Below are 18,398 nucleotides of genomic sequence, written 5' to 3' on the forward strand. Positions count from 1 at the left end.
GTTGGCATTTAGCTATCGACACTCACATGACCATCTTGCACCAGCTTATTAATCATTTCAGCTTGTTGTGTTGATGTATCAAAGCCACCCAAGCCTAAGTCGGCAAGTGATTTTCCTTGCAGCGTAACGATTTGTGTCACATCAGTTGCATCGGGTTTGAGTTCAATCACAATATCCGAACCATCTTCTGTAATTGAAATAAAATCTGTCAGGTTGCCCGACTCTTCACCAACAAGAATATCCGAGAAATCCAGTACATCACCTTCCGCAATATTAAAATCAGTTACGATGTCCATAGCAGGAGTCCCAACTATACCTTCATCACCAGCATTCCAGACAAAAACATCTTTGCCAGCACCACCGGTTAGGATGTCATTAGCAGCAGTACTTTGTAAGATATCGTCTGTATCTTGACCGGTCACTTCCCAATAAGCTGTTTCGGTAACACTGGATGATGTGTCACCAACGGTTAACGTTACAGAGCCACTGATTTTATTAATATCTAGCTCTGAAAGTTCATTTTCAGAAATCAGTGTCCAAACAGCTTTGCCAGAGCTATCAAGCTCAATTTGATAAACACCATCTGTTGGTGTGAGGCCATAAATAGAAACACCAGCAGGTAAAGAGTCTGCAGATAAGCTCACAAAACTAAGCTCACCCTCAGAACCATTTGTACCTGCTGTAATGTTGAGTACATATTCATGAAAAGCTGGTTCAAGCGATACATTATCAATGGCAATACCATGGGCATCGGCTTTACCAACTTCCTTGAATACCAAGGAATCAAAACCATTATTTGGATCTGCAATAACAGGTATTTGGATCAACTGCCATTCGGCTAAATTGGCTTTTTGAGGTCCATTTCCGTCATGTAAATCAATGCTGTTACCTTCACCACCAATGGTAGCAATTAGCTTACCACTCCAATAAACTTCCATTTCTCCAGAAGTTGAATTATTGGCCATTTTTATGGCTTTACTAATAAAAGCAAAGCTTAAATTATATTCAAGACCCGATTTCAATCCTTCAACGTTCTGCTGAATAGCAATATTCCCAGGACTTGCCCCTAGATCCATAAAGTGCTTACCGCCACCATTAGGAAAGTATTTGCTATCTAATTCTGCAGAAGGAGTCCCAACACCACCATGTCCAGCAGCATGAGGCTCCATCAAAGCACTTCCCTCAACTAGGCTCCAGCCGGGCATTGTCTCTAACTTAGCAAAACCTGCAGATCCAAGACTTAAGTTAGGCACACCCAAATTTTCAAAACACCGTTCTTAATTAAGTTCGATGGCGCAAGCAGATTACCAACACTTATTAATAGTGTTGGAGAAATTGGAGCTACAGGATCTGGACCTGGATCCGTTGGATCTATTGGATCTAAATCATCAGACTCATCCACTAAAAAATCAAATGGAGGAGGATCTAAGAATGCGATGCCGGGACCGGTAGTTTCAAAACCTGAATCAGGGGTGATTCGTGGAGCAAGGTAATCAACAACTACAGCGTCGCTTCCACCTTCACTGGTTGGCAGTGCGCCAGGACCAGCAGCAGTAGCATCAGCGATTTGTGTTGGATCTTCACCAGCCAATAATGCTTGTTGAATTGCTTCGATTTCATCTACGACATCTGCGGCGGGAGTCGGTGTTTCGGCATCTGCCACGTCTAATTCAAATGTTTCACTGTCTAATACGGCTTGAGAGTTTCTTCCCAAATCCATTACACTACCGTCAGGAAATTCTATTTCGATGGCACCTGCAAGACCAGTGGTAATGATCTCGTTAGGGTAAACCCTGTCACCAACTTGTAAATTTCTTACAGTCCCATCGACTGCTGTAGCAGTTGCGGTGCCAATTAAGGCTGAAATAATACCGGCTTCTGTTGCCATAATGCTTCTCCGATGAAATGCTGCTTCCTTGGGTCGACATAAATATGTGACCTACTTTGCAAATAGTTTCCCATGACATTTAAAACCGATCTACTGTACATTGGTACTAACTATTGAATTAATGTTGAAAATTCAATATGCATGCATGCAAAATTTCAGCCAGCTGACACTATCATGGAGCATTATTCAATTCTTAGCCTAAATCCCCGGCAGCAAAATGATTTAGCATGTCAGCTACCAAACGCCTTGGCAACCAGGCTTCACCGTCATGTACAGCACGAATCGCTTTTACTAATTTGTCATGTTGTGGGGGAGTAATGTATCCCCGCGCTCTAAAACCGGTTGCTTTTAATTGCTCAAAGTCCGGCACTTTGTCTGACAGGATAATTGTCTGGTTAAGCGGATAATTGGTTGCCAGCACCAAACATAAAATATCGGTATTAATCTGTTCGTTATGTTGTTCTAAGACCGTCACATCTGTTTCTGCGGCTTTTATTGCCAATAACGCATCATCAATTGTATGGGGCTCAATCACTTTGATATTGAGATCATTGTGCTCAGCCAAATTAATTAAATTCGTTATCGAGCGACCTAACACCACTACATTGATCATGCGTATGTCCTGAGAATCGTGTTGATGAGTAGCCATTGTTGTTCCCATCCTTGAAGTGGTGATTGGCGAAATCCACTACGAACAAATTGCTGTAAGCGCCCTTCAACAATACTGAGAAGCAAATTAGCTGTTTCATTAACAGGCCGCCCACCAGCTTGCGTCAAGGTTAATTCACGTTCACGTAAAATTTGTCGAAATTGTGTTTCCAATCGGTCAAAAAATTGACTAACACGTTGGCGAAGCCGCTCTGTTTCGCCTGTAAGCGCAGTTCCAACGAGTACGCTACTTATGCCTGGATTTTTTGCGCTGAATCCCAGCATCAATGCCATGATTTTTTCACATCGGGAAACCGCATTGTCGTCTTCATCGAGAATTCTGCGGATAAGGCCAAATACCGTGTCTTCTGAAAATTCGATAAGGCCTTCGAACATTCGTGCTTTACTTGGAAAGTGGCGATATAGGGCCGCTTCAGAAACTCCTAAACTTTCAGCCAACTGAGCCGTGGTAATTCTTTGTCCGGGATGTTGTTCAAGCTGCGATGCTAATGCTTCCAGTATGGCTTGATGACGCGACTGTTTATTTTGAGCGCGCGTAGATTGTTGCTCCATCATCGACCGCCTCCACGAATAAGTGTACCTACACCCTCATCCGTAAACATTTCCAGTAAGACCGCATGCTGTACACGACCATCGATGATGTGTGAGCTGGTCACCCCTGCTTGAACTGCATCTAACGCACAGCCAATTTTAGGTAACATTCCACCGTAAATGACACCCGACGCAATTAAATCATTGACTTGTTTTGCATTCAAGCCTGTGAGTAATTTTCCGTCAGCATCTAGTAGGCCGGGCGTGTTTGTCAATAAGATTAATTTTTCAGCCTGTAGCACTTCAGCAATTTTGCCTGCAACCAGATCGGCATTGATATTGTAGGATTGACCATCCTGCCCCACACCAATAGGTGCTATGACCGGAATAAAATCACTGTGTATCAACATATCAATGACACTGGTATCAATACTGGTCACTCGTCCAACGAATCCGAGATCAATCATTTCCGGCGAATCTTCGCTGAGATCGTCTGCTGAAGCAAATTTCATTTTTTCTGCAAAAATTAAACTGCCATCTTTACCCGTCAAGCCAACCGCGCGACCGCCATGATTATTAATCAGATTCACAATGCTTTTATTGACCTGCCCACCAAGCACCATTTCAACAATATCCATGGTCTCGGTGTCGGTCACCCGCATACCGTTGATGAACTCTGATTCTTTGCCAATCTTTGCCAAAAGCTGGCCAATTTGAGGTCCGCCACCATGCACTATAACCGGGTTAATACCTACGGCTTTCAGTAACACCACGTCACGGGCAAAACTATTTTTCAACGTTTCATCAATCATGGCATTACCACCATATTTGATGACCAATGTTTTACCGGAAAAACGTTGTATATAAGGCAACGCCTCAGTAAGTACTTGAGCAATATGTGACGCTTTTTGTGTATTCAAACTCATTAACTAATTCTTCCTTGTCCTGCGTTACCTAACACAGGCTTTTTTATTGTTTTTGCTTAAGCAAAAATATGACCAACTTGTTTTTGATAAAAACGCTCAACAAGTGCGGACTAAAAATTCAAGCTTAGGTTGGGTTTCACTTGCAACATCTGTTGAATAAACTGTTGTTTGATTTGCTCCAAATCGGCTTCTGTCTCAGCTTCGAAACGCAAGGTTAAACCAGGAACTGTATTCGACGCTCGAACCAGGCCCCATCCTTTGCCAAAATTCACCCTGACACCATCAATGGTGATGACTTCAGCTCCATCGAACTGAGCATTTTGGGTGAATTGTGTCATAAAACGCCGACATTCTGCTGTATCTAAATCAATTAAAATTTCAGGTGTGCTAACGCTTTGCGGTTGAGCAGCAAAAATTTCGGTTGCGCCTCTTCGTTGCGGGTCATCGGCAATCAGCGCCAATAACCTGCAAGCGGCAAATAACGCATCATCGAAACCATACCAATTATCGGCAAAAAAGATGTGGCCGCTTAACTCGCCAGCTAATTTTGCATCATGCTTCATCATTTCTGCACGTAATAACGAATGGCCAGATGCACACATAAGCGGTTTACCGCCTGCTCTGCTGATGACCTGTTCTAACATTCCAGTGCTTTTAACGTCATAAATAATGGTCGAACCTTTATGCCGTTTCAGAATGTCGGTGGCAAATAACATCAGTAAACGATCTGGCCAGATGATTTCGCCTTCCCCATTCACCACACCCAGACGATCTCCATCACCATCAAATGCCAGACCGATATCCAGATGCTTATCCCGAACTAGTTTGGAAATATCTCGCATATTCTGTGGCTGAGCAGGGTTTGGGTGATGATTGGGAAAATGTCCATCTACTTCGCAAAAAAGCTCATGTACATCACAGCCCATCGCTTTCAGCAATCTCGGAACCACTTTGCCTGCAATACCATTACCGCAATCCACGCCAACTTTCAGCGGACGAGATAATGTCACTGCCAGTTTTACTTTTTCAATATAACTTTCAATGATATCTGCCTGACGTAACTGACCTTCACCGTCATATAAGCGCGATTGTTGAATACGATGGTAAATACCCTGAATTGCTTCCCCTGCGAGGGTTTTGTTATTGATGACAATTTTCAGGCCATTGTAGCCTTGAGGATTGTGACTGCCGGTGACCACTACACCACAATTCGTCCGCATATGCTGGGAGGCGAAATACACCAGCGGAGTAGGTACGGCGCCAATATCCGTCACATCACAACCACTGGCCAAAATGCCTTCAATCAGGGCATCACTAAAACTTTCACTAGACAGTCGTCCATCACGTCCGACGATAATCCTTGTCTGTTCCTGATGTTGTGCCTCGGTACCTATGGCAAGCCCCAAGACTCGCATAATTGGCTCACTAAGCTGGGTGCCAACAATGCCTCGAATATCATAAGCTTTGAAAATTACCGGCTTGATATCGACTGGCCTTACTCTATCAACTGCCTCGGTTTTACTGATTTTTGGCGCCGCTACACGGATCACGGCAGGCGTCGGTGTGTTATCAATGTTGACTTCATTTTCCACATATTCGACAGGTCTTGGGCGGGCTCCGATTTGAGCTTGTTTTTTTGCTCGCAAGGTACTGAATTTAGTGGCGACTAACCAACACAAGACAAAAACAATAATAGTTAGCATGGCCAATGCTGGCCAAGCGGCCGATTTCGCCACATTCTCAGCAGGCGAAAAGGCTAAACGCCAATAGGCTCCCGGTAATGACTGGTAATAAATACGGCCTGATTGCTGGGTTTTGTTATCGCCTTGCTCTAATAAAGTGAGCCAATTCTGAGCACCTTGCTGCAACACCAGATTTCCAGATCCAATCGTGAGATAGCGCTCTCTAAGTTTATTTTCCAGTTCTGTCATTTGAAGGGATAAAACCAGGTAGCTTGAATCATTTAGCTTTTTGGTCAATAAAATATGTGCCTGAGGCGTATTAGGTTGCATAACGGCAATATCAGCCATCCCTTGCTTTTCTGCCTGCCGCAGACTGTTGATGGTGCCAAAGCTCACTGGAATACAGGCATCCGATGTCGGAGCGGATGGTATTTCAGTCAAAACACACGCCGTTGACGCTGCAGGCCAACCATAAGCAACCGGGTCTTGTGCATCTGCTGCTGTCATATCATTAAATTGCTGCTGCCAGGTCTGCAGCATATCGATTAGCCCTGATGCGGCGGTAGCGAGCTTTTCCGTTTGTTGTTGGTTGAATACTGTTACAGCAGATTGTTTTTGATAGTCGTTTATCCAAATGGCAGCGGCCAGCCCTGAAACAACAATCAAAATCATCAACAAAATGGCTAAAGAACTCAGCCTTCTGCGAAAGATTTTCAGGTTTTGCAGAGTTAACAGCACGTTTGTGCTCAGTTTCTGCCGGTATGGCCAAAACCGCCGCTGCCACGCTCACTGGCAGTAAATTCGGTCACTTGCTCAAAGCCGACCTGAACCACTGGAACAAACAACATTTGTGCAATACGTTCACCAACGACAATTTCAAAAGGTGTGTTGCCTCGGTTCCAGCAAGAGACAAAAATTTGTCCTTGATAATCGCTATCAATCAGGCCAACCAGATTCCCCAATACGATACCGTGTTTATGACCTAAACCCGAACGAGGCAATATCATCGCCGCTAAGGCAGGATCATCAATATGTATGGCAATACCGGTCGGAATCAAAATGGTTTCACCCGGATTCAACGTTAAGTTTTCATCCAGACAAGCTCTCAGATCCATTCCCGCAGAGCCGGCGGTGGCGTAATCAGGAAGTTCAATAGAAGTGCCCAATCTCGGGTCGAGAATTTTAAATTGAATTTTTTGCATGATAGCGCTCTGTTATTAATGTTATGAGTTCGCGTGCAATTTCAAGTTTCGGGGCTTCAAGCAATGACTTGTACCCGCCCTCCCAGAAAATTTCCAGCGCATTATTATCCTGACCAAAAGCCAGTCCATCCCCCACTTGATTCGCTGCAATCATATCCAGACCTTTATGCTGTAATTTTTGTTGTGCATAATGCTGTAAATCGTCTGTTTCTGCGGCAAAACCAACTACCAACTCTGGCCGTTCACCTGAGCTTGCAACCGCGGTAATAATATCGGGATTCAATCGAAGTTGCAGTGATAAATCGTCTTTGGCAGATTTTTTTAATTTTGTAGGAGCAGGATCAGCAGGACGATAATCAGCCACCGCTGCACAACCAATAAAAACGGTCGTTTGTGCTAAATGGCTCATCACAGCGTCATACATTTGCTGGGCTGTTTCCACCTTCAAACAGGTTATTCCAATAGGAGCTGTCAGTGCTACCGGCCCGGAAATCAGTGTCACATCTGCGCCAGCTTCAGCAGCGGCTTGTGCCAGCGCATAGCCCATTTTCCCTGAACTACGATTGGCGATAAAACGTACTGGATCGATAGCTTCATAGGTAGGACCCGCGGTGATAACTACTTTTTTTCCGGTCAACGGGCCCGGCTGAATTTTTGTCAACAAATGCTTCAGCATAGTATCGACAGCCATTAAACGTCCTTCACCCTGTTCACCACAAGCCTGATCGCCGCTTTCCGGACCAATAAATTCGACATCACGTTGCTTGAGTATCTGACAGTTTTGTTGGGTAGCTGAATGCGTCCACATTTTATTGTTCATTGCAGGTGCCACCATTAACGGCGCTTCAGAAGCAAGGCACACCGTTGAGATCAAATCATCGGCCAGACCGTGGGCCAATTTTGCCAGGCAATCGGCAGTGGCTGGAGCAATCAATATCCAATCCGCCCAACGCGCTAATTTGATATGTCCCATCGCAGCTTCTTCATCGGCATCAAAGAAATTTAATGACACCGGATTGCCGCTTACTGTTTGTATGGTGAGTGGTGTAATAAACTGCGTTGCTCCCCGACTCATCATCACCCGAACTTCAGCGCCATGCTCTTTTAATCTACGCACAAGATCTGCCGCTTTGTAAGCGGCAATACTGCCGGTAATGCCGAGCAAAATACGCTTGCCATGAAAAGCATTGTTTTCAATCATGTTGCATTTTCACCTATGGCTAAATCTCGCAAACTCAAATCATCCAAAACATCATTTTGTGCTTCCGTCATCTCGCTGAAAAATGCTTCGATACCCGGCTCAGTGTGCTGTTGAAGTTTAGAGACACCCACTTCTTCAGCACTGCGCAAACAAGCCAATATTTCTCCGACGCGAATTTCGCTGACATCGCCAGCTAATGTATAGGCGATTTTATCGCCAGCTACTTCTACCAGAAAACCACCATCCTCCAGCATGCCCAATAAATCTTCTAAATTTTCACTGCTTAACGCGGTAAGCTGCTCCAATTCTGAGAGGCTGTATGCAGGCTGTTTATTACAAAAACGGCGGGCAATAATCGTCATCAGCCACAAGCCCTTTTTCTCACGCAAACGTGGACTTAATACCAGCGTTTTGCCGCCCATCAACACAAACCTTGGGTGCTGCAAATAAAAAGCGACCTGAGAACCGGTCAACAGAATATACCAGCCCAGATAGAGCCAGATCATAAAGAAAAACAAAATGGCAAAACTGGAATAGATTGCCGTGTAATTGGATGATGAAGCCACAAACGTCGCAAATAATGTTCCCAGACCAATCCACAAGGCACCTGCCACCATTGCTCCACCCAATGCTGGAGCAAGTTTCACCTTGGTATTGGGGATAAAGGTATAAAGAAAGGTAAATGCCAATACAATCATGAAATACGGCAATAACTTCGTCAGTATCAATAACAAAGTCCCAAATGGCTCTATGGATTGCAGCGTTAGCACCACATCATGCTTCATGACGGTAGCGGCAATACCTAATGCTGAAAACACTAAAACGGGACCAATCATCACGACACTTAAATAGTCGGTAAAACGACGCGCCAATGTTCTGGGGCGCTTGACTCGCCAAACATAATTGAACGCACTTTCGACTTTTTGTACCAGTGCAATAATCGTATAAAAGAGCATGCCCAAACCGATGGATCCGAGCACACCAACTTTAACGTTTTCCACAAAGCCAATAATATTGGCAGTCATCTCTGCACCCCGGTCACCAAGCGGAGTCATGAAGTTCAACAACACCGGCTCAATCTGGTTATGCACACCGAAAGCTTTCAGCACTGAGAAAGCCACAGCAATTAACGGCACTAATGACAATAAGGTGGTAAACACCAGACTCATTGCCCTTAAATTCAGTTCACCAGTCGACAATTGACGGATCATCACAAAGATCACTCGCACAGCATGGTTTGTCAGACGACGTATTCTGCTGGTTCCTTGTGCCGCTTCCTGCCAGATCTGTACCTGAAAGAAATGTTTTATCTTGTCTATCCGCTCACTCATATTCGTTACCATTCTTATGGCCTTTTGTTTATCCATTAGACTGGATTATCAATATCGATGAAGGCATGGTGCAGGCCAAATTGCTCTGCAATATGTTCGCCCAATGCCTTAACCCCATAACGTTCAGTCGCGTGATGTCCTGCAGCAATATAATGAATTCCCAGCTCTCGAGCCAAATGCGTGGTTTGTTCGGAGACTTCACCGCTGATAAATGCATCCAGTCCTAACTCTGCCGCCTGCTGAATATAGCCTTGCGCTGCTCCAGTACACCAGCCCAGGGTAGTGATCGCACGATCATGTCCGGCGATAACGGTGGGCTTACGCCCAAGCTGTTGATCAATATACGAAGAAAATTCAGCTAAGCTTTGCGGCGTTTTTAAGCATCCACACAAAGCAATAGCCGGATCCCCAGTAGCTGAAATACGACCATCAATTTCAATATCCAGTATTTTTGCCAACTGCACATTGTTGCCAAACTCGGTATGAGCATCTAATGGAAGATGATATGCAATAAGGTTGATATCGTGTGTCAACAAGGTTTTTAGTCGCTGATATTTAAGACCGGTCACCGGGGATGATTCACCACGCCAAAAATAGCCATGATGCACCAGTATCGCATCAGCATTATTGGCTACAGCAGCATCCAGCAATGCCTGACTTGCCGTAACACCAGTCACCAAAGTTTTAATCTGCTGTTTACCTTCCACTTGCAAACCATTGGGACAATAGTCCTGAAATCTTGATGTTTCTAATAGGTCATCAAGATAGGCGAGCAGCTCTGTTCGGGTTATCATCCATATCACTCCAAAAACTCCAGGGTCTGTTTATCCTGACCCTAGCCACTATAACAAACAGGAGTCTTAAAATGGATGCTGTAAGTATTATTGCGCTGAGTATGGGCGCCGCATGGGCCAGTGGAATCAACTTATACGCAGCCGTATTCATGCTCGGCTATATGGGCACTTCAGGCCATATCATACTGCCGGATGAGTTGCAGGTACTCAGCGACCCTCTGGTGATGACTGCTGCGGCTGTAATGTACTGTGTAGAATTCTTTGCCGATAAGATACCTGGTGTCGATACCGGCTGGGATACCCTGCATACCTTTATCCGTATTCCGGCAGGTGCCATGTTGGCGGCCAGTGCGGTTGGTGATGTCAGTCCGGCGATTGAACTTACTGCGGGTATTCTGGGTGGCGGACTTGCTGCGGCAACTCATGCCACTAAAGCAGGCAGTCGACTACTGATAAATACCTCTTCTGAGCCCTTCAGCAACTGGGGTGCCTCAATAACCGAAGATTTACTGGTGATTGCCGGGTTATGGACAGCACTGACTCATCCACTATGGTTTCTGGCCGCGTTACTGATTTTTGTTCTATTAATGATTTGGCTGTTACCGCGTTTGTGGCGGCTGATAAAAACGGTTCTACAATATATTGGAAGCTGGTTGGGCTGGTGCAAAAAACCGGAAAGAACAAATGCTGCTTCGAGTTCACCAGCTGCTGAGCCGATATTGGTTAAGTCCGAAGCTGATAAAACAGACCTTTAACGGCGACGATACACCACGCCATGCGGCGTACGTTGTAGATCAAACGCATCGGTATAACCGCTGATAGTTTCTGAAGCGCCTAAAAACAAATAACCACCCGGATTTAATGACTGTGCAAGCCGGGTCAGAATGTCTGTTTTGCGTTGTGATGAAAAGTAAATCAGTACATTGCGGCACAAGATCACGTCAAAGCGTCCCAATCCGGTATAGCTCTGCAATAAGTTCTGTTCACGAAACTGCACCCGTTGTTTGAGTTCATCAACAATATGCCAGCTACCTTCCAGCTGTTTGAAAAACTGTTGACGTCTGGCTGCAGAAATCCCTCTAATCAGCGCATGTTCTTCATAGATACCGCGTCTTGCCATGGCCAGCATACTGTTGGAAATATCGGTAGCGATGATTTGTGTACTCTTGAGTCGGCTATCCGGTTTTTTACGGATGTATTCGCTGAGAATCATACTGATGGTATAAGGTTCTTGCCCTGAGGAGCAGGCAGCAGACCAGATTTTGCAGGGTGGTGTTATCCGAGTCTCCAAATCAGCCAGTGTCATCTTTTCAAATACTTCAAATGGTCCACCATCACGAAACCACGAAGTTTCATTAGTGGTCATCGCATCGATGACTGCGTCACGTAAATGACGGGGATGGCCCCGCTGAATGGCATTTAACAAATCGGCTACTGATGGAATCTTTTCGTCGCGTAATAATTTAGTCAACCGACTGACAATTAAATATTGTTTGCCATCGCCCAAAACGATGCCGCAGGCTTGTTCCAAAAAAAGCCGAAACCGTTCGTAATCGGCCTGACTAATGTCATTTCCTTGTAACATACCTGCGATGTACCTCAACCCTAATGATTTTGTCTGTAACCCTTAGCGGCCATTATGCTTAAATGTTTAGCCAATGTGATTTAAATATACTCTGATTGCTTATATGTCAAAAAACAAGCCCAATAGTAAACAACGTAACATTCTGATCACTGGATGCTCCAGCGGTATTGGCCTGCAAGCAGCAAAAATGTTACATGCTAGGGGCCATCACGTAATTGCTACTGTCAGGAATCCGGCCGATCACTCCCCGTTAACTGCAGCAGGCATCAGTAATTTGTTATGCGATCTCAATGATAGCGCTTCTATCCATCAGGCTGTTGAAGCCACCTCAGAGATTTTTAACGGTCATATCGACGTATTATTCAATAACGCTGCCTATGGCCAACCCGGCGCGGTGGAAGATTTATCCCGTACCGCGCTACGCGAACAATTTGAAACCAATGTATTCGGCACACAAGAGTTAACCAACCTCGTTATCAAAAAAATGCGACAACAGGGTTTCGGCAGAATTATCTATAACAGTTCTGTTTTAGGCTTAGTCGCCTTACCATATCGCGGTGCTTACAATGCCAGTAAATTTGCTATTGAAGGACTGGCTGATAGCTTGCGCCTTGAACTCAAAGGCACAGGAATCGATATTTCGCTTATCGAACCCGGTCCGATTACCAGCCATTTCCGCCAAAATGCCTTTGCAAAATATCAGCAACATATCGATAAAAACACCAGCAGCCATCATACGATTTATGAGGCAATGGAAAAGCGTTTGTTAACCCCCGGGCCGGCCGCACCTTTTACTCTTCCAGCCAAAGCTGTTGTAGATAAATTAGTGCATGCAATTGAGTCTGACCGACCCAAAATACGTTATTACGTAACCTTCCCTACCTATTTGTTTGGCTATCTCAAACGCATATTACCTGCAAGCGCCTTAGATTGGGTATTGAGCCGTGTCTCGCGTGGTGAACAACGTTAAGCAGTCTATATTTTTTCATCCAATTGATATGCCATAATCGCCAGCATTATATTTCCAAGGGATTTGATTGAAATGGCTAGGATGTCAAACCTCCAACTTCACTGGAAAACAGCCTGCAGTATTTTTTTTAGTAGTTTTATCGCCGGTTTAATCCTGTTATTTCTGGTTGGCCACTTGAACTTTCAGTATGGATCTTTTGATCCGAGCCAGCTCTTCAGTATTTATCTGCCGCCGTTTTTGCTTATCATATTATTTTCACTGCTATTAACCCTGTGGGGTTTAAAGCGTCTGTCCAAACCGTTGTCACAGATCGAGCAGATATCGCTGGCCTTGCCTTTATTGTCAGCAAAAAAATATCAGCAAGCCCGTCTTTTATTATCTGAAACAAGCATTAACAACTCTGATCAGGAAGTTATTGATCTTTCCAATATTACCAACCACCTGATCAATGTTTTGGATCAATTGGACCAGCATGGGCGACTGCGTAATCAACAGGTACAGATAAAAAACCGTGAGCTGCGAAAAGAGCGCGACTTTATTAAAAGTTTGCTCGATACCGCCCAGTTAATTGTTTTAACCATTAATAAAAAATTTGAAATTTCGTTATTTAATGATTACGGCGAAAAAATTACAGGTTTTAACAAAGACGAAATGCTCGGTACCAATGTCGCTCGAATGTTTCCCGCCAGTCATTGGACCGAAGCGAATATTCACTTCAATGAATTATTGGCTGGGCATCAACGCATTGCCCAGCAGGATTCTGAACTTATTGATAAAAACGGTCTTATCCGCCAGATTTCCTGGCTGCATTCACGTTTGGAACACGACAATCAACAGGCAGTGATTTTATCGGTTGGCCTGGATATGACGGATAAGAAAGAAGCGGAGAAACGCATCGTCTGGATGGCTGAACACGATCCGTTAACCGATTTATGCAATAGGCGAAAATTTATTGAAGAATTCGAAAAATCGTTACGTATGGCGATTCGTTATCACCATCAAAACACGCTGCTCTATCTCGATCTGGACCAATTCAAGGATATTAACGATACCAGCGGACACCGCGCTGGAGATGAATTATTAATTTTGGTTGCCCGTACTCTAAAACGTGTTACGCGATTTACCGATTTGGTTGCCAGATTAGGGGGTGACGAATTTGCCATTCTAATGCCTGAAAGTGATGTTGATGGCGCTATTACCCTGGCAAAAAAAGTGATTCATGAGTTGAGCACGATTCAGCTTGAATATGGTGCCGTACAACACAAGGTTTCGACCAGCATTGGTATCGTGCACTTTCCCCTTCAGGATGCCAGTATTCATGAGCTGATGGGCTTTGCCGATCTGGCGATGTACCAGGCAAAAGCTCTAGGCAAAGGCAATTTTCATATCTTTTCAGTGGATGATCGAACTCGTGAGCAGCTTGAAGCGCGGGTGTTGTGGAAACACCGTATCGAACAGGCACTGGAACAAGATCTGTTTGTGCTGTTTTATCAGCCCATTCTGGAATTAGATAACAACAAAATTGAACATTACGAAGTCTTGATTCGTATGCGGGATCCGCACACCGGTGAAATGCGTTTACCGGGTAAATTTATCCAGATTGCTGAACAAGTGGGTTTGATCCAGCAAATAGATCATTACGTTATCAAACATGCCCTGAAACAATTAGGACTATTACAAAAGCAAAAACCTAATATCAGTTTTGCCATTAATTTATCCGGCTTGGTGATTGATACCTCACGATTATTGCCTTTACTGGAAAGCACTATTGCTGAATTTCAGGTTGATCCCAACGGGATTATTTTTGAGATCACCGAGACAGTTGCCGTTTCCAATCTGCAGCAAGCCAAAGCGATGATGCAAGCCATTAAAGCCTTGGGTTGCCGTTTCTCGTTGGATGATTTTGGCGTTGGCTTTTCGTCGTTTAACTATATGCGGGAACTGCCGGTCGACATCATCAAAATAGATGGCATCTTCATTAAAAATCTGGATAAAAATGCGGATGATCAACTGTTTGTCAAAGCCTTGGTGGATGTTGCCAAAGGATTAAACCGTAAAACCACAGCCGAATTTGTGGAAAATGCTGACATTTTGGCTTTGTTAAAGGGTTATGGTGTTGATTTTGGTCAAGGTTATTTTATTGGCCGCCCGCAAGCAGACTTGCTAGATACCCTGGACTGGGTCCCGCCATTTTCTAACTGATCTTACACACGGCATTACGCTTCATGCTTGTGCACCAGCACCTTCACTGCGTTTCAAATTGGTGCAAATTCAGTGGCCCCAAAATCCCAATTAAAACCTAACAAATTGATTTGGTTATACAAATCAAGTTAGGCACAAAACATGCAAACTGCTTACCTGTTTAATATCAATCTTACTCTGGAGTGTTTATGTCTTATCTCTTGCCCAGCGAATTTGCCAAGAAAATGGTCGATGCCGGTGAAGCCAAACTCAAAATGGCTACCCGGGATGTGTTAATCCGATCTTACATGGCAGGAGCTATTTTAACCCTGGCCGTTGCCTTTGCAGTCACCACTGCCGTTCAAACCGGTTTGCCGATTGTTGGTGCTTTAGTTTTCCCTGTTGGTTTTGTCTTATTGAACTTACTCGGTTTTGACTTGTTGACCGGTGTATTTGCTCTGGTTCCATTAGCGTTGCTGGATAAAAGACGCGGCTGCACTTTCAAAGGCATGATGAAAAACTGGCTGCTGGTCGGCTTAGGTAACTTATTAGGCGCTTTGACCACGGCGTTACTGGTTGGCATTGCCTGGACATTTGCTTTCACCACCGAGCCGGGTGCTGCCGGTCAGGCAATTGCCAAAGCAGCCGAAGCACGTACCCTAGGATTTGCTGCACATGGCGGTGCTGGCTGGTTAACTGTTTTTGTTGCTGGCGTGCTGTGTAACTGGATGGTCTCAACCGGTGTTGTTGGTGCCATGCTATCTAATTCAGTAGGGGGCAAAGTAATTGCCATGTGGTTACCAATTGCGGTGTTTTTCGGGTTGGTCTTCGAACATGCCGTAGTGAATATGTTCTTGTTCCCAATGGGCATGCTAATGGGCGCTGATATCACTATCGCTGACTGGTTATTATGGAATGAAATCCCGGTCATCCTCGGTAATCTGGTGGGTGGCTTGGTGCTGACTGGCGGCATGTTGTATGCGACACATTACAAAACCGGTGCCCCTACCGCTGAATTTTCCGAAAAAATGAATTGATTTCCTCGTTGGCCTGGCACCTGTTTTGGGTGTCAGGTTTTTTATTTAAAAACAAACAGATATTTTGGAGTAACAATGAATAAACTTGCTATGACGCAAGCCATTATGGTGGCAAAAGAAACCAAAGAACTGACTTGGGAAAAAATAGGTGCTGCGATTGGCATGTCACCGGAATGGACGGCCTCTGCCTGCCTCGGCATGAACAGCATGCCAGTCGAAACGGCCAAAAAACTGTGTCAGCTAATGGACCTGGGTACCGAAGTTGAATTGGCCCTGCAAAAATACCCAAATAAACAATGGGAGCAAACTGTACCAACGGATCCGTTGCTTTATCGTTTGTATGAAATGATGTCGGTTTATGGCCCTACCATTAAAGAAATTGTGCATGAGAAATGTGGTGATGGCATTGTAAGTGCCATTGATTTTGCGATGAATATTGAGAAAAAACCGGATCCAAAAGGTGATCGGATTGTGATTACCTTAGATGGCAAATTCCTGCCGTACAAATCTTGGTAAATAACAACAGGTGCACTGCTCAACGCAGTGCACTTTATGTTCTTTTTAGCGATTCGGACGAGCGTACACGTAGACCAGATAGTAGGTCATCGCCACAAATCCAGCACCACCGACAATATTACCCAAGGTGACCGGAATAAGGTTACCCATCAAACCGGCAAAATCCAGCGTCGCTAATTGAGCTGCATCAAAATGCCCGGCAGCCACAATCGCCTGATCGGTTGCTGCAATCATCGCAACCGGAATCATGTACATATTTGCCACAGAATGTTCAAAGCCCATTGCCACAAAGCCAGAGATAGGAAACAGCACAGCCAATACTTTATCGGTGACACTACGTGATGCATAGACCATCCAGCTGCTCAGACACACTAAAACATTACACAGTAAACCGCGCACAAAGGCTTCGGTGATCGAATGATCGACTTTTATCAGGCCTGTTTTAATGGCTGTCACCCCTACCCCATAATTTCCGTCCGTCAGGTATCCAGAGAGATATACCAGATAGACGGTTACCAGCGCCCCCACCAGGTTGCCGAAATAGACAATACCCCAGTTACGCATTAATGCTTTGAAACTGACTTGCCCTTTCGCATAAGCCATGACCACCAGCGTATTACCGGTAAATAACTCTGCCCCAGCTATTACCACCAAGATAAAGCCCAACGCAAATACTAAACCGCCTAGCAATCTTGCCATTCCATATGCTGCACCGGCGTCTGTCATAACCACCGTGTAATACATTGCAGCAAACGAGATAAACGCCCCGGCCATCAATGACAGAATCACTAACGGGATAAGTGACATATTGGCCTTATCCACCCCAACGGTTTTGACTTTTTCCGCGACTTCCGCTGGCGTGAAGGCATCGACATACTTGCCGAAATCAGACATTTGTTAGCTACCTGTGAGTGTGAGGGAGAAAGTCGGGCATTATATCAGTGGCTTACAGCACTTTGCAGGGATTGCTTTCCCGAGAATAAGGTGATTATAAAACGGCTAAAGATAAATCTAACGGATTATTGAACATTCAAACAGGTATTAAACATCTGAGAATAAACAAAAGCCGGGCTGGATGAGATGTTCTTCCAGCCCGACAATCATTTTCATTTTAGCTTAGTGTCGCAATTCACTGGTAAACACCAGATCTTCGTCCTGCACATCAACTTTAATGACATGGCCTGCCACAAAGCGACCGGACAACAAGGCTTGAGCCAGCGGATTTTCCAGTTGATGCTGAATAACCCGTTTCAATGGGCGTGCACCATAAACCGGGTCAAAACCGGCTTCCGATAACATATCCAAAGCTGCATCAGACAACTCCAAGCCCATTTCTTTTTCTGCCAGACGCTGGCGTAAATGTTCCAGCTGGATATCGGCAATGGCTCGGATTTGCGATTTTTGTAAAGGATGGAACACCACCACATCATCCACGCGGTTGATAAATTCCGGACGGAAATGTTGACCAACAATTTCCATCACCGCCTGTTTCATCACCTCGTAATTTTCTTCTCCAGCCATTTCCTGAATGATGCTCGAGCCCAAATTAGAGGTCATCACAATAACGGTATTTCTGAAATCAACCGTGCGGCCTTGGCCATCAGTCAAACGGCCATCATCCAGCACTTGCAACAAAATATTGAAGACATCTGGATGGGCTTTTTCAACCTCATCCAACAAGATCACTGAATAAGGTTTACGGCGCACTGCTTCTGTCAGATAACCACCTTCTTCATATCCAACATAACCCGGAGGCGCCCGACCAGACGTGCCACCGAATGTTTTTCCATAAACTCGGACATATCAATGCGTACCATGGCCTCTTCAGTATCAAACAAGAAAGTCGCCAGTGATTTACATAGCTCGGTTTTACCAACACCGGTTG

At 44.8% G+C, this 18,398-nt stretch carries 17 protein-coding genes and 1 pseudogene; 5 read left to right on the top strand and 13 right to left on the bottom strand.

The features are described from left to right. Positions 1 to 8: 8 nt before the first annotated feature. From E8Q33_RS10730 to E8Q33_RS10775, 10 genes are all read right to left on the bottom strand, one after another. Positions 9 to 1,253 (bottom strand): type I secretion C-terminal target domain-containing protein, encoded by a 1,245-nt coding sequence (locus tag E8Q33_RS10730; RefSeq protein WP_168800198.1) that lies wholly within the window; start codon positions 1,251 to 1,253, stop codon positions 9 to 11. Next, positions 1,241 to 1,888, bottom strand: a complete 648-nt coding sequence (locus E8Q33_RS10735) for a retention module-containing protein (RefSeq protein WP_136554708.1) — start codon at positions 1,886 to 1,888, stop codon at positions 1,241 to 1,243. The genes E8Q33_RS10730 and E8Q33_RS10735 overlap by 13 nt, the downstream gene beginning before the upstream one ends. Before the next feature lie 193 nt (positions 1,889 to 2,081). Continuing rightward, entirely contained in the window at positions 2,082 to 2,501 is a 420-nt protein-coding gene (locus E8Q33_RS10740; RefSeq protein ID WP_168800199.1) for a response regulator transcription factor, read from the bottom strand. Further along, positions 2,498 to 3,112 (bottom strand): nucleoid occlusion factor SlmA, encoded by a 615-nt coding sequence (gene slmA / locus E8Q33_RS10745; protein WP_069296445.1) that lies wholly within the window; start codon positions 3,110 to 3,112, stop codon positions 2,498 to 2,500. Before slmA ends, E8Q33_RS10740 begins: the two co-directional genes overlap by 4 nt. After that, the gene (gene argB / locus E8Q33_RS10750; RefSeq protein WP_069296446.1) at positions 3,109 to 4,014 is read right to left on the bottom strand and encodes an acetylglutamate kinase; all 906 of its coding nucleotides are present in this window, start codon (positions 4,012 to 4,014) and stop codon (positions 3,109 to 3,111) included. Before argB ends, slmA begins: the two co-directional genes overlap by 4 nt. A 110-nt stretch (positions 4,015 to 4,124) precedes the next feature. Continuing rightward, positions 4,125 to 6,434 carry a phosphomannomutase/phosphoglucomutase gene (locus E8Q33_RS10755; protein ID WP_136554712.1) on the bottom strand — a complete coding sequence of 770 codons (2,310 nt, stop codon included), beginning with the start codon at positions 6,432 to 6,434 and terminating at the stop codon, positions 4,125 to 4,127. A gap of 8 nt (positions 6,435 to 6,442) precedes the next feature. Next, the gene (dut, locus tag E8Q33_RS10760; protein WP_069296447.1) at positions 6,443 to 6,898 is read right to left on the bottom strand and encodes a dUTP diphosphatase; all 456 of its coding nucleotides are present in this window, start codon (positions 6,896 to 6,898) and stop codon (positions 6,443 to 6,445) included. Then, the gene (gene coaBC / locus E8Q33_RS10765) at positions 6,879 to 8,099 is read right to left on the bottom strand and encodes a bifunctional phosphopantothenoylcysteine decarboxylase/phosphopantothenate--cysteine ligase CoaBC (protein WP_136554714.1); all 1,221 of its coding nucleotides are present in this window, start codon (positions 8,097 to 8,099) and stop codon (positions 6,879 to 6,881) included. Before coaBC ends, dut begins: the two co-directional genes overlap by 20 nt. After that, on the bottom strand, positions 8,096 to 9,442 hold the full coding sequence (locus E8Q33_RS10770) for a YhjD/YihY/BrkB family envelope integrity protein (protein WP_069296449.1): 1,347 nt from the start codon (positions 9,440 to 9,442) through the stop codon (positions 8,096 to 8,098). Before E8Q33_RS10770 ends, coaBC begins: the two co-directional genes overlap by 4 nt. Before the next feature lie 23 nt (positions 9,443 to 9,465). Continuing rightward, on the bottom strand, positions 9,466 to 10,224 hold the full coding sequence (locus E8Q33_RS10775) for a Nif3-like dinuclear metal center hexameric protein (RefSeq protein WP_069296450.1): 759 nt from the start codon (positions 10,222 to 10,224) through the stop codon (positions 9,466 to 9,468). Positions 10,225 to 10,295: 71 nt separating this feature from the next. Here E8Q33_RS10775 and E8Q33_RS10780 point away from each other — a divergent pair, with 71 nt between their 5' ends. Further along, positions 10,296 to 10,979 carry a DUF4126 domain-containing protein gene (locus E8Q33_RS10780; RefSeq protein WP_136554716.1) on the top strand — a complete coding sequence of 228 codons (684 nt, stop codon included), beginning with the start codon at positions 10,296 to 10,298 and terminating at the stop codon, positions 10,977 to 10,979. Here E8Q33_RS10780 and E8Q33_RS10785 read toward each other — a convergent pair. Beyond that, entirely contained in the window at positions 10,976 to 11,809 is an 834-nt protein-coding gene (locus E8Q33_RS10785) for a protein-glutamate O-methyltransferase CheR (protein ID WP_069296452.1), read from the bottom strand. The two genes, E8Q33_RS10780 and E8Q33_RS10785, sit on opposite strands and share 4 nt — an antisense overlap. Before the next feature lie 103 nt (positions 11,810 to 11,912). On the opposite strand from E8Q33_RS10785, the gene E8Q33_RS10790 reads away from it, so the two are divergent. The 4 genes from E8Q33_RS10790 (at position 11,913) to cynS (ending at position 16,513) form a co-directional block, all read left to right on the top strand. Further along, positions 11,913 to 12,779: an SDR family NAD(P)-dependent oxidoreductase gene (locus E8Q33_RS10790; protein WP_136554718.1), complete on the top strand. Its 867-nt coding sequence runs from the start codon at positions 11,913 to 11,915 to the stop codon at positions 12,777 to 12,779. Positions 12,780 to 13,016: 237 nt separating this feature from the next. Beyond that, entirely contained in the window at positions 13,017 to 14,981 is a 1,965-nt protein-coding gene (locus E8Q33_RS10795; RefSeq protein ID WP_247870051.1) for a bifunctional diguanylate cyclase/phosphodiesterase, read from the top strand. A 188-nt stretch (positions 14,982 to 15,169) separates the two neighbouring features. Next, positions 15,170 to 15,997, top strand: a complete 828-nt coding sequence (locus E8Q33_RS10800; protein ID WP_069296455.1) for a formate/nitrite transporter family protein — start codon at positions 15,170 to 15,172, stop codon at positions 15,995 to 15,997. A 75-nt stretch (positions 15,998 to 16,072) separates the two neighbouring features. Further along, positions 16,073 to 16,513: a cyanase gene (gene cynS, locus E8Q33_RS10805; protein WP_136554720.1), complete on the top strand. Its 441-nt coding sequence runs from the start codon at positions 16,073 to 16,075 to the stop codon at positions 16,511 to 16,513. 45 nt (positions 16,514 to 16,558) lie between these two features. Here the strand turns inward: cynS and E8Q33_RS10810 are convergent, their stop codons facing one another. Together E8Q33_RS10810 and E8Q33_RS10815 are read right to left on the bottom strand one after the other, a co-directional pair. Further along, positions 16,559 to 17,407, bottom strand: a complete 849-nt coding sequence (locus E8Q33_RS10810; RefSeq protein WP_069296457.1) for a formate/nitrite transporter family protein — start codon at positions 17,405 to 17,407, stop codon at positions 16,559 to 16,561. A 222-nt stretch (positions 17,408 to 17,629) separates the two neighbouring features. Continuing rightward, positions 17,630 to 18,398 (bottom strand): annotated as a pseudogene (locus tag E8Q33_RS10815) (AAA family ATPase); the annotation flags it as partial.

This window comes from Methylophaga sp. SB9B (genome assembly GCF_004832235.1).
GTDB classification, from domain to species: Bacteria; Pseudomonadota; Gammaproteobacteria; order Nitrosococcales; family Methylophagaceae; genus Methylophaga; species Methylophaga muralis.

Coding starts and splice junctions, on each gene's coding strand:
- E8Q33_RS10810 (WP_069296457.1), bottom strand. CDS start 17,407: ATGTCTGATTTCGGCAAGTATGTCGATGCCTTCACGCCAGCGGAAGTC.
- E8Q33_RS10775 (WP_069296450.1), bottom strand. CDS start 10,224: ATGATAACCCGAACAGAGCTGCTCGCCTATCTTGATGACCTATTAGAA.
- coaBC (WP_136554714.1), bottom strand. CDS start 8,099: ATGATTGAAAACAATGCTTTTCATGGCAAGCGTATTTTGCTCGGCATT.
- E8Q33_RS10735 (WP_136554708.1), bottom strand. CDS start 1,888: ATGGCAACAGAAGCCGGTATTATTTCAGCCTTAATTGGCACCGCAACT.
- slmA (WP_069296445.1), bottom strand. CDS start 3,112: ATGATGGAGCAACAATCTACGCGCGCTCAAAATAAACAGTCGCGTCAT.
- E8Q33_RS10740 (WP_168800199.1), bottom strand. CDS start 2,501: ATGATCAATGTAGTGGTGTTAGGTCGCTCGATAACGAATTTAATTAAT.
- cynS (WP_136554720.1), top strand. CDS start 16,073: ATGAATAAACTTGCTATGACGCAAGCCATTATGGTGGCAAAAGAAACC.
- argB (WP_069296446.1), bottom strand. CDS start 4,014: ATGAGTTTGAATACACAAAAAGCGTCACATATTGCTCAAGTACTTACT.
- E8Q33_RS10780 (WP_136554716.1), top strand. CDS start 10,296: ATGGATGCTGTAAGTATTATTGCGCTGAGTATGGGCGCCGCATGGGCC.
- E8Q33_RS10800 (WP_069296455.1), top strand. CDS start 15,170: ATGTCTTATCTCTTGCCCAGCGAATTTGCCAAGAAAATGGTCGATGCC.
- E8Q33_RS10785 (WP_069296452.1), bottom strand. CDS start 11,809: ATGTTACAAGGAAATGACATTAGTCAGGCCGATTACGAACGGTTTCGG.
- E8Q33_RS10770 (WP_069296449.1), bottom strand. CDS start 9,442: ATGGTAACGAATATGAGTGAGCGGATAGACAAGATAAAACATTTCTTT.
- dut (WP_069296447.1), bottom strand. CDS start 6,898: ATGCAAAAAATTCAATTTAAAATTCTCGACCCGAGATTGGGCACTTCT.
- E8Q33_RS10790 (WP_136554718.1), top strand. CDS start 11,913: ATGTCAAAAAACAAGCCCAATAGTAAACAACGTAACATTCTGATCACT.